This is a genomic window from Xanthomonas sp. WCS2018Noco2-27 (assembly GCF_031843525.1).
In the GTDB taxonomy this organism is placed as follows: domain Bacteria; phylum Pseudomonadota; class Gammaproteobacteria; order Xanthomonadales; family Xanthomonadaceae; genus Xanthomonas.
In genome coordinates this window covers 18,142-28,213 of sequence record NZ_JAVTIK010000007.1, presented here as the reverse complement: position 1 = coordinate 28,213, position 10,072 = coordinate 18,142, and the positions used below count along the sequence as shown (strand labels likewise).

Genomic DNA, 10,072 nt, shown 5'->3' with positions numbered 1-10,072 from the left:
GATCGCCTCGGCGGCGGACAGAATCGACATCGGTGGGCTACCCATTCGCTGGTAGCTGTCTTCCGTGCGCCGCGACCACTCCTGCACGCCGGCTAGGCCTACACTCGCGCAAATCCCGGGAGCAAGCGCATGCACAAGCAATGGTCGTGGAGCGGTGTGGGTCTGGTCGGCGTGTTGGCGTCGTTGGCATTTCCGGCGATGGCCGCGATGCAAGCCAAGCCGCTGGAATGGAAGGTCGGCAAGGACACCTATAGCGGCGTGCTGGTCTACGACGATGCCGGCGATGCCAAGCGCCCCGGCCTGGTGATGGTGCCGAACTGGCGCGGCGTCAACGACTCGGCGGTGGCCAAAGCCAAGCAATTGGCCGGCGACGATTACGTGGTGTTGGTGGCCGATGTGTACGGCAAGGGCAAGCGTCCGGCCAACGATAGCGAGGCCGGGCAGTTCGCCGGGGCGTTGAAGAAGGACCCGCCGACGTTGCGCGCACGCGCGCTGAAAGCAGTCGACGTGCTCAAGGCGCAGGCCGGAAAGGCACCGCTGGATGCCACGCGCATCGGTGCGGTGGGTTTCTGCTTCGGCGGGACCACGGTGCTGGAACTGGTGCGTGCCGGTGCGCAGCTGGCCGGCGTGGTCAGCCTGCACGGCGGCATCTCCACGCCTAGCCCGGCCGCTGCCGGCTCGGCCAAAACCCCGCTGCTAGTGCTCAACGGCGCCGACGACAAGAGCGTGACCAAGGCGGACATCGCGGCGTTCGAAACCGAGATGAATGCTGCGGGCGCCGACTGGCAGTTCGTCAACTTCAGCGGTGCGGTGCATTGCTTTGCCGAAGCCGATGCCAACAGCCCGCCCGGTTGCCTGTACAACCCGCGCGCGGCCAAGCGTGCGTACCGCATGCTGGGCGACTTCTTCGATGAGCGGTTTGGGCGGTAGCCGGGATTGGGGATTCGGGATTTGCAAAGTGCGGTCCCGTTCTTCAACCAATCCACCCACTGACGTTTGTGCTCAGTGATGTCCGCCGATCAACCGTTCGGCGATCGCATGCCGGGATGCGTAAAAGCGCGAGCAACGCTGCTTGTGCGAATCCCCCACCCCAACTGCCCACTCCCGTCCGGAGCGCCCAGCGCTTCGGATCAGTGCGTGCGTTCGACCGCGTAACGGGCCAGGCCGCGCAATGCGGCCACCGCCGGGCTGGCGGGCAGGGTGTCCAGCGCCTGTTCGGCAGCGGTGGCGTATTCGGCGGCGCGTTGACGGCTGTAGTCCAGCCCGCCGGTGGCGTGGATGGCTGCCAACACTTCCGGCATCGCTGCAGCATCGCCTTGTTCGACGATCTGCCGCAGACGCTGCTGCGTGGCCGCGTCCGAATGCGCCATTGCATGGATCAACGGCAGCGTGGCCTTGCCTTCGGCCAGATCGTCGCCCAGGTTCTTGCCCAGGTCGCTGGCGTCTGCGGCGTAATCGAGCACGTCGTCGGCGATTTGGAACGCAAAACCCAGCTGCATGCCGTAGTCATACAGGTGCTGCTGCACATCGGCATCTGCGCCCGAGGCCAGCGCACCCAGACGGGTGCCGGCGGCGAACAGCACCGCGGTCTTGCGCTCGATCACGCGCAGGTAGGCGGCCTCGTCGGTGTCGGGGTTATGCACGTGCAAGAGCTGCAGCACTTCGCCTTCTGCGATGCGGTTGGTGGTGTCGGCCAGGATCTGCATGACTTCCATGCGGTCCAGCTCGACCATCAACTGGAAGCTGCGCGAATACAGGAAGTCGCCCACCAGCACGCTGGGTGCATTGCCCCACAACGCGTTGGCGGTGCTGCGACCGCGGCGCAAATCCGACTCGTCCACCACGTCGTCGTGCAGCAAGGTTGAGGTGTGGATGAATTCGATGATGGCCGCCAGCTGGTGGTGCTCCGGGCCGGAGCCGCCAGCGGCATGGCCGGCCAGCATCACCAGCATCGGGCGCAGGCGTTTGCCGCCGGCGGAGATGATGTGATCGGCGATCTGATTGATCAGCACGACGTCCGATGCCAGGCGGCGACGGATCAGCGCATCCACCGCGGCCATGTCGGGCGCGGCGAGGGACTGGATCTGGGGCAGGCCCAGGACGGTGGGGAGGTCTTCGGCGATGGTCATGCGCAGGCGTTCGTGATGTGCGCCGATTATAGGTGCCCGGGCCGGATCCGTCCCGCCGGGTGCAACCGGCGCCTTCACATTCGCCGCCGCATGCGGCCGGTAAGGGTCGCAGAGGCCCGCGCGGGCTGGATTTCCGACCCCGGGCAGGGCGCTTGCCCGGCAGCCGGGCGCGGCAACCCGCCAGGACCGCTGACGGGCAGGTGCGGTAACATTGCCGCACAGACATTCATCGCTGCGCGCCCCCGGCGCCAGCGCATCATCTCGGAAGCACCTATGGCCCGCGGCATCAACAAAGTCATCCTCGTCGGCAACCTCGGCAACGATCCCGACACCAAGTACACCCAGGCCGGCATGGCGATCACCCGCGTGAGCCTGGCGACCACCAGCATGCGCAAGGATCGCGAAGGCAATAACCAGGAGCGCACCGAGTGGCATCGCGTGGTGTTCTTCGGAAAGCTGGGCGAAATTGCCGGTGAGTACCTGCGCAAGGGCTCGCAGGTGTATGTCGAAGGCGAACTGCGCTACGACAAGTACACCGGTCAGGACGGCGTGGAAAAGTACAGCACCGACATCGTCGCCAACGAAATGCAGATGCTTGGCGGCCGTGGTGAAGGCGGCGGTGGCGGCGGTGGCATGGGCGGCGATCGCCCGCAGCGCGCACAGGCCCCGCGCCAGCAGCAGGGCGGTGGTGGCGGTGGACAAGGTGGCGGCTACGGTGGTGGCGATGGCGGCGGCGGGCAGGACTATGCCCCGCGTCGTCAGCAGCCGGCCCAGAAGCAGTCGGCGCCGCCGATGGACGATTTTGCGGACGACGATATTCCGTTCTAAGGAATATCTTTTTAAAGATGTAAACAAGGGCCCTTGGCGCATTTGCCAAGGGCCTTTTTGTTATTAACGATCTCCAACAAGGTCCGACGACTCGTCTTTGATACGCACAGGGTTTTCTAGACAGCTCATGGCCACGGAAAGTGGCTGATTCGGAGGTTCCATGCGCCGCCCGAGCTGTTCCAGGTGCAGCTGATCTCGTCACCGCTGCGCTAGTCCTCTGGGCAGTAGTCGCTGATCCTCATGGCGGCCCGGGCGTCTCTTGGGGAATCGCACCGAAAACTCCAGCAGGTCGGCTCAATTTTCGCTTCGTGGGTGGGGCCGGGTCCGCTGAGATAGGTGGAATGACCGAAGGCGAAACGCGGCGCTGAAGCGATGCTAGGCGTCAACAAGTTGCCCGCTTGCGTGCGGCGTTGTTGACACAAAACCTCCGGTCGGCATCGACTGGATGGGCTGGGATCGTCTAGCAGTCCACCTCCTGCGACGTCCGACATTCCATCACCGTCATGCAGCGCCTGGCGCGACAGGCGTTTTGCTCTGCAGCATGGGTTTCGTGCACTGCGTCTTGCAAAAAAGCGATTGCCTACTTTATGGTGCAATCGATTGAATCGCGGCGAATCCTTAGCATTTGATACCGGTTGGGAGGCCGGAAAACGGATGTCTATCCAATCGAGCGGGCCGGCGCCGGCCCCGGGGTTCACGCGACGGGATGCGCTGCGCGTTGCTGTCGCCGGGAGCATTGGCCTCGGCGTTGCAGGCATGTTGCCTGCGTTTGCCGCTGCCACCGCAGAGCCGCGCAAGGGCCACCTGAAGCATTCCGTGGCCCGCTGGACGTTTCCGCAGCAGTCGATCGCCCAGCTTTGCCAGACGGTGAAGGGCATTGGGTTCGCCGCCATCGATCTGGTCGGCCCTGCAGATTGGCCTGCGCTGAAGGCCAATGGTGTGTACAGCTCGATGTGCAACGGTGCGGAGATGGGCCTGGACAAGGGCTTCGCCGGCAGCCAGTTCCACGACCAGCTGGTCGAGCGCTACACGCGGCACATCGATCTGGTGGCCGATGCCGGCTATCGCAACCTCATCTGTTTTTCCGGCAACCGCAACGGTATGGACCCCAAGGAAGGCATGGTCCACGCCGAAGCCGGACTCAAGCGCATCCTCGGACACGCCGAGAAGCGCGGCGTCGTGCTGGTGATGGAACTGCTGAACTCCAAAGTCGATCATCCCGACTACCTGTGCGACAACTCGGCATGGGGCGTTGAGCTTTGCCTGCGCATCGGCTCGGATCATTTCGGCCTTCTGTACGACATCTACCACATGCAAATCATGGAGGGCGACATTATCGCCACCATCGGCAAGCATCACGCTTTCTTCAAGCATTACCACACCGCGGGCGTGCCTGGACGGCACGAGATCGGAGACGATCAGGAACTCCACTATCCCGCCATCTGTCGCGCGATCCGCGACACCGGTTTCGACGGCTATCTGGCGCAGGAGTTCATTCCTACGGCGCCGGATCCCGTCGGCTCGCTGCGCGAGGCAATCCGCCTCTGCGACGTCTGAAACGCTATCCACCCAGGTGAAGTAGAACCCATGGCAGACAATCACTACGACGCCATCGTCGTTGGCTCGGGAATCAGTGGCGGTTGGGCGGCGAAGGAGCTGACCGAGAAAGGCCTCAAGGTCCTGATGCTGGAACGCGGACGCAACATCGAGCACGTCAAGGACTATGTCAACGCGATGAAGGAAGTGTGGGATTTCCCGCACTACAACCGGCCGACCCAGGCGATGAAGGCCGACTATCCGGTGTTGAAGCGCGACTACGGCTTGGTCGAAAACCTGCAGGGCATGTGGGCAAACGAACAGGAATCGCCCTACACCGAACTCAAGCGATTCGACTGGTACCGCGCCTATCACGTGGGTGGTCGCTCGCTGCTGTGGGGACGGCAGAGCTATCGCCTGTCGGACCTGGATTTCCAGGCGAATCTCAAGGACGGCATCGCCACCGATTGGCCGATCCGCTACGCCGACCTCGCGCCCTGGTACGACTACGTGGAGAAGTTCGCCGGTATCGCCGGCACGCGCGAGGGCCTGGACGTGTTGCCCGATGGTGAGTTCCTGCCGCCGATCCCGTTGAACATCGTCGAAAAGGACGTGGCCGCGCGGATCAAGAAGGCCTTCGGTGGGACCAGGCACCTGATTCACTCGCGCACCGCGAACATCACCCAGCCCATGATCGAGCAGGGCCGCGTCAACTGTCAGTATCGCAACAAGTGCATCCTGGGCTGTCCCTTCGGCGCCTACTTCTCGACCCAGTCGGCGACGCTGCCGGCGGCCATGAAGACCGGCAACCTGACCTTGCGGCCCTTCTCGATCGTCAAGGAGGTGCTTTACGACAAGGACCGCAAGCGTGCGCGGGGCGTGGAGATCATCGATGCCGAGAGCGGACAGACCTATCAGTACACGGCCAAGGTCATTTTCCTTAACGCGTCCTCCTTCAACTCGAGCTGGCTGCTGATGAACTCGGCCACCGATGTCTGGGAAGGCGGGCTGGGTTCTTCGTCCGGCGAGCTGGGGCACAACGTGATGGACCATCATTTCGGCGCGGGCGCCTCCGGCAGGATCGAGGGCTACGAGGACAAGTACTACTTCGGCCGTCGTCCCTGCGGTTTCTACATTCCGCGTTTCCGTAACGTTGACGCGGACAGACGCGGCTACCTGCGCGGGTTCGGCTATCAGGGCAGCGCCAGCCGCACCGGGTGGTCGCGCGAGATCGCCGAACTGAACATCGGCGCTGACCTGAAGGACGCGCTGACCCTGCCGGGCAAATGGCGCATCGGCATGACCGGATTCGGCGAAATGCTGCCTCACCACGACAATACGATTCGCCTGGACCCGCAGCGCAAGGACAAATGGGGATTGCCGGTGCTGGCGATGGATGTGTCCCTGCGCGCGAACGAAAAGGCCATGCGCAAGGACATGGCCGCGGATGCCGCGGAGATGCTGGAGGCCGCCGGGGTCAAGGACGTGCAGATGCACGATGACGACTACGCCCCGGGCAAGGGCATCCATGAGATGGGCACCGCCCGCATGGGCCGCGACCGCAGCAACTCGGTGCTGAACCAGCACAACCAGGTCTGGGACGCGCCGAACGTCTACGTGACCGATGGCGCCTGCATGACGTCCAGCGCCTGTGTGAATCCCTCGCTGACCTACATGGCGCTGACGGCGCGGGCGGCCGATCACGCCGTGCGCGAGCTGAAAGCGGGGAACCTGTGATGGAACGTCGCGAACTGCTGAAGATGATCGTCGCCGCCACGGGCGCGGCCATGGTCGGCCTGCCTGCGCTCGTGCAGGGGCAGGCGCCGGCCGCAGGGGCGAAGACGCTCTTCTCCGCCGCCGAGGTCGGCATGCTGGACGAGATCGCAGAGACCATCCTGCCGCGGACCGCAACGCCGGGGGCGAAGGACGCCGGCGCTGGCCCGTTCATGGCGCAATTCGTTACCGACTGCTATGCCGCCCGGGAGCAGGCGACATTCCGCGCCGGGCTGATCGAAATCGACAAACGCGCCGGCGGCAGATTCGTGTCGCTGGCGCCGCAGGCGCGCACCGAGCTGCTGCGTACCCTGGATGCAGAAGCCAGGAAACATGTCGTCGAAACGACCGATACCGGCACCGCCGAAATGGCGGGAGCGATCCCGCATTACTTCACCATGATCAAGCAGCTAGCCATCTTCAGCTTCTTCACCTCGAAGGTCGCGGCGACCGAAGTGTTGCGCTACGTCGCCGTGCCGGGTCGCTACGACGGCGACATGGCCTATACCCCCGGTACGCCCGCTTGGGCGATCAACTGATGGACCGCAAGGATGTGCCGATGCGCCACTTCCCCTGGAACACGATGACCAGGCCCCTTTTGATGGTGGCCTGCCTGCTGGCCGCAGCGCCTGCGTTAGCGCAGACCAGCGGCGACCCGTCGCGCGATCCGGCCAAGACCGAGGTGTGGACGCCCGTACCCGCGATCGTGGCCACGCGCGCTGGCGGCGCGCCCTCCGATGCGATCGTGCTGTTCGATGGCAAAGATCTCTCCGCCTGGGAGTCGGAGCAGGGCGGTCGGGTCCCGTGGAGCGTCGCCGACGGTGCGCTGACCGTGGTCCCGGGGAGCAAGGGCATCCGGACCAGGCAGCGCTTCTGCGACATCCAGCTGCATGTCGAGTGGCGCACGCCCACCGCGACCCGGGGGTTCGAAGGCCAGCAGCGGGGGAACAGCGGCATCTTCCTGCAGGAACTGTATGAGCTGCAGGTGCTCGACAGCGACAACAACCCGACCTATGCCAACGGCCAGGCCGGCGCGATCTACAAGCAGGCCATTCCGCTGGTGAACGCATCGCGTGCGCCGGGCGAGTGGCAGGCCTACGACATCATCTGGAAGGCGCCACGCTTTTCGCCGGGGGGTGGGCTCACCTCACCGGCCCGCATCACCGTCCTCCATAACGGCGTGCTGGTGCAGAACGACACCGTCCTGTCGGGCAAGACCGAGTACATCGGCGCCCCGTCGTACGCGCCCCACGCGTGCGCGCCGATCTTCCTGCAGGAGCACGATTCCAAGGTCAGTTACCGCAATATCTGGGTGCGCGAGCTGTAACGCCCGCGCGCAGTTGGCACCGGTCGCTGAGAGCGGCTAACAACACGTAGCAAGCAGTCGTCAGGTGGGCGTGGGCGGCGCGGAGCAACCGCAGCGTACGAGTGGTACATGCCGCACCGAGCGCCCGCCTGGCGGCTGCGCAGTCGTTTTGTGAGTTGCTCTTATTGCGCCAGGAAGCTGGCGATATCGTCGACTTCCTGTTGCGACAGCTGCGAAAAGGGCGGCATCAACCCGCCGCCCTTGCTGATTTTTTCCTTGATCTGCGCGGGCGGCAGCCGCTTGCCCACGTCGGTAAGCGCGGGGAACGTAGGTGGGACGCCCGCGCGATTGGCACCATGGCAGGCCGTGCAGTGCGTTGCGTAGAGCTGCGCGCCGGTCGTCGGGTCGTCCTTGCACCACGCCGTGGTCGCAAGCGTCGCCCCCAGCAGAGCCACGGCGATTGTCAGGATCGTTTTCAAGCGAGGCTCCTTAGCGCGCTAGCGATGCGCGCCGGCGGGCAGGTGTTCACGCAGGTAGTCAGCACCGGTCTGGATGACCGTGGCCGGATCGCGCGGACGGTCGTGCTCGATGATGTACCAGCGCACGCCGGCACCCGCTGCGGCAGGCAGGATCGCGTTCCAGTCCAGCACGCCCTGGCCGACGGAGGCGAAGCCGCCCTCGTCCTCGGCCTGGCCTTTCGGGGCATTGTCCTTGGCGTGTACCGCGAACATGCGGCCCTTGAACTTGCCCAGCATCACCGCCGGGTCGTAGCCTGCGCGCGCAACCCAGGCCAGGTCCAACTCGGTCTTGAGATCGGGGCCCGCCGCTGCGAACAGCAGCTCCAGACCGGTCTTGCCATGGAAGTCGACCAGTTCGAAGTCGTGGTTGTGGTAGGCCAGTTGCATGCCCTTGGCACGTAGCCGCTTCGCGATTTGGCCTAGTTCCTGGCCCAATGCGGTCCAGCCTGCGGCATCGGTCGGCCGATCCTTCTCTTCCAGGTAAGGCACCACCAGTGTCGTGTTGCCGATCGACCGGTTGAAGGCCACCACCGCGTCCAGGTTCTTGCGCAGTTCGGCCAGTTGCACGTGCGACGAGATCGCCTTGATCGAATACTTGTCCAGCAGCTGCTTGAGTTGCACAGCGCTGACGTTGTGCATGCCGACCGTTTCCACCGCGCCCACGCCCGCGTCATGGACGATCTTCAGCTGTTGGTCGAGCGAGCCGGCGTTGCGCAGCGTGTACATCTGCACCGCGATGGGTTTTTGTGGGCCGGCGGCGTCGCGCGCGAAGGCGGGCAGGGCGACGAGGAGCAGTAGTGCGAGTGTCGCGGTCCTGCATAGGGCTGTACGCATGAAGAAGTCCTCCCGGGATTCAATCGATGGCCGTCCAGGCGCGCGTCCTGGCCGATGTGATGACGCGATCGACGATCAACGCCGAGCGCACTCCGTCTTCGAAGGTAGGTAGGCCTTCCGGCCGCTCGCCTTCGATGGCGCGATAGGTGTCGGCGACAAACGCCTCGAAGCAATTGCCATAGCCTTGCGCATGCCCGGCCGGCAACGTCGACAGCCGGCGTTGTTCGGCACTGCCGGCACCCGGCCCGCGCACGAAGATTTCCTCGCGCTGGTCGGGCAGGCCGATCCACAGCCGTTCGGCGTCCTCCTGGTCGAACGCCACGCTGGCCCTGGCGCCATCGATCTCGAACCAGAGACGATTGCGGCGTCCGGCCGAGACCTGGCTGACCGTCAATGACGCCAGCGTGCCCGCGCCGGTTCTGAGCATCGCTGCGGCCACGTCCTCGCTCGCGACCGCCTGCACCGCGCCGCCCGCCGTCGGCGTGCTGAAGCTCTGCCCGGTGAGGGCGCCGCGCTCGGCGATGACGGTCGCGAAGGCAGCGCTGACCTCGACGAACCGCTCGCCGCCGACCCATTCCACCAGGTCGCACCAGTGCGAGCCGATGTCGGCGAACACGCGCGACGCGCCGCCCAGCGCCGGGTCCACGCGCCAGTTGTTGCTGGCAGGGTCCAATAGCCAGTCTTGCAGATAGCTGCCGTGGATCAAGCGCAGCGGCCCCAGCTCGCCCTGCGCGATGCGCGCGCGTGCCTCGCGGATCACCGGGTGATAGCGGTAGACGAAGGGGACCGTGGCAACCAGCCCGGTCGAGGCAGCCAGTGCCGCCAATGCTTGGGCGTCTTGCAACGTGGTGGCCAGGGGTTTTTCGCAGATCACGTGCTTGCCGGCTTGCAGCGCCGCCTGCGCCATGGCGCGGTGCAGATGGTTGGGTGTGCAGACGTGCACCACCTGCACCTGCGGATCGGCGACCACCTCCTCGATGTCGCGATAGGCGCGCGGCACCCCCCATGACTGCGCCACGTCGCGTGCGCGTTGCGGGGAAGAGGCGGCGATGCCGCGGACCTCGGCACCGGCCAGCAGCGCCGCGCGACGATGCACGGCGCCGATCATGCCGGTGCCGACGATGGCGATTCCAAGCTTGCTCATCGGG

General features: G+C 65.2%; 10 protein-coding genes and 1 other RNA gene. 6 read left to right on the top strand and 5 right to left on the bottom strand.

The window, feature by feature from the left end; translation table 11 throughout:
- The first annotated feature begins 129 nt into the window (after window positions 1-129).
- Entirely contained in the window at window positions 130-930 is an 801-nt protein-coding gene (locus RQH86_RS13045; protein WP_104614564.1) for a dienelactone hydrolase family protein, read from the top strand.
- 200 nt (window positions 931-1,130) lie between these two features.
- Here the strand turns inward: RQH86_RS13045 and RQH86_RS13040 are convergent, their stop codons facing one another.
- Window positions 1,131-2,129: a polyprenyl synthetase family protein gene (locus RQH86_RS13040; protein ID WP_055849723.1), complete on the bottom strand. Its 999-nt coding sequence runs from the start codon at window positions 2,127-2,129 to the stop codon at window positions 1,131-1,133.
- Between the two features lie 273 nt (window positions 2,130-2,402).
- On the opposite strand from RQH86_RS13040, the gene RQH86_RS13035 reads away from it, so the two are divergent.
- The 5 genes from RQH86_RS13035 (at window position 2,403) to RQH86_RS13015 (ending at window position 7,593) form a co-directional block, all read left to right on the top strand.
- Window positions 2,403-2,957, top strand: a complete 555-nt coding sequence (locus tag RQH86_RS13035) for a single-stranded DNA-binding protein (protein ID WP_115513467.1) — start codon at window positions 2,403-2,405, stop codon at window positions 2,955-2,957.
- A gap of 654 nt (window positions 2,958-3,611) precedes the next feature.
- Window positions 3,612-4,514: a TIM barrel protein gene (locus tag RQH86_RS13030; protein ID WP_311239261.1), complete on the top strand. Its 903-nt coding sequence runs from the start codon at window positions 3,612-3,614 to the stop codon at window positions 4,512-4,514.
- A 30-nt stretch (window positions 4,515-4,544) separates the two neighbouring features.
- Entirely contained in the window at window positions 4,545-6,230 is a 1,686-nt protein-coding gene (locus RQH86_RS13025) for a GMC family oxidoreductase (RefSeq protein WP_311239260.1), read from the top strand.
- Window positions 6,230-6,805, top strand: a complete 576-nt coding sequence (locus RQH86_RS13020) for a gluconate 2-dehydrogenase subunit 3 family protein (RefSeq protein WP_311239259.1) — start codon at window positions 6,230-6,232, stop codon at window positions 6,803-6,805. Before RQH86_RS13025 ends, RQH86_RS13020 begins: the two co-directional genes overlap by 1 nt.
- Before the next feature lie 44 nt (window positions 6,806-6,849).
- On the top strand, window positions 6,850-7,593 hold the full coding sequence (locus RQH86_RS13015) for a DUF1080 domain-containing protein (protein WP_311239294.1): 744 nt from the start codon (window positions 6,850-6,852) through the stop codon (window positions 7,591-7,593).
- A 34-nt stretch (window positions 7,594-7,627) separates the two neighbouring features.
- On the opposite strand, the gene RQH86_RS13010 is transcribed toward RQH86_RS13015, so the two are convergent.
- The 4 genes from RQH86_RS13010 to RQH86_RS12995 all read right to left on the bottom strand — a co-directional run bounded on the left by RQH86_RS13010 (window position 7,628) and on the right by RQH86_RS12995 (window position 10,068).
- A non-coding RNA gene (locus tag RQH86_RS13010) (sX9 sRNA) lies at window positions 7,628-7,703 on the bottom strand.
- A gap of 51 nt (window positions 7,704-7,754) precedes the next feature.
- Complete coding sequence (locus tag RQH86_RS13005; RefSeq protein ID WP_311239258.1) at window positions 7,755-8,051, bottom strand: cytochrome c; 297 nt, start codon at window positions 8,049-8,051, stop codon at window positions 7,755-7,757.
- A gap of 18 nt (window positions 8,052-8,069) precedes the next feature.
- Window positions 8,070-8,924, bottom strand: a complete 855-nt coding sequence (locus tag RQH86_RS13000; RefSeq protein WP_311239257.1) for a sugar phosphate isomerase/epimerase — start codon at window positions 8,922-8,924, stop codon at window positions 8,070-8,072.
- 19 nt (window positions 8,925-8,943) lie between these two features.
- Complete coding sequence (locus tag RQH86_RS12995) at window positions 8,944-10,068, bottom strand: Gfo/Idh/MocA family oxidoreductase (RefSeq protein ID WP_311239256.1); 1,125 nt, start codon at window positions 10,066-10,068, stop codon at window positions 8,944-8,946.
- Between the last annotated feature and the right edge of the window lie 4 nt (window positions 10,069-10,072).

Bases quoted from the DNA above. Each gene is read 5' to 3' on its own strand.
- RQH86_RS12995 (WP_311239256.1), bottom strand. From the start codon at position 10,068: ATGAGCAAGCTTGGAATCGCCATCGTCGGCACCGGCATGATCGGCGCC.
- RQH86_RS13025 (WP_311239260.1), top strand. From the start codon at position 4,545: ATGGCAGACAATCACTACGACGCCATCGTCGTTGGCTCGGGAATCAGT.
- RQH86_RS13040 (WP_055849723.1), bottom strand. From the start codon at position 2,129: ATGACCATCGCCGAAGACCTCCCCACCGTCCTGGGCCTGCCCCAGATC.
- RQH86_RS13030 (WP_311239261.1), top strand. From the start codon at position 3,612: ATGTCTATCCAATCGAGCGGGCCGGCGCCGGCCCCGGGGTTCACGCGA.
- RQH86_RS13035 (WP_115513467.1), top strand. From the start codon at position 2,403: ATGGCCCGCGGCATCAACAAAGTCATCCTCGTCGGCAACCTCGGCAAC.
- RQH86_RS13015 (WP_311239294.1), top strand. From the start codon at position 6,850: ATGACCAGGCCCCTTTTGATGGTGGCCTGCCTGCTGGCCGCAGCGCCT.
- RQH86_RS13000 (WP_311239257.1), bottom strand. From the start codon at position 8,924: ATGCGTACAGCCCTATGCAGGACCGCGACACTCGCACTACTGCTCCTC.
- RQH86_RS13045 (WP_104614564.1), top strand. From the start codon at position 130: ATGCACAAGCAATGGTCGTGGAGCGGTGTGGGTCTGGTCGGCGTGTTG.
- RQH86_RS13020 (WP_311239259.1), top strand. From the start codon at position 6,230: ATGGAACGTCGCGAACTGCTGAAGATGATCGTCGCCGCCACGGGCGCG.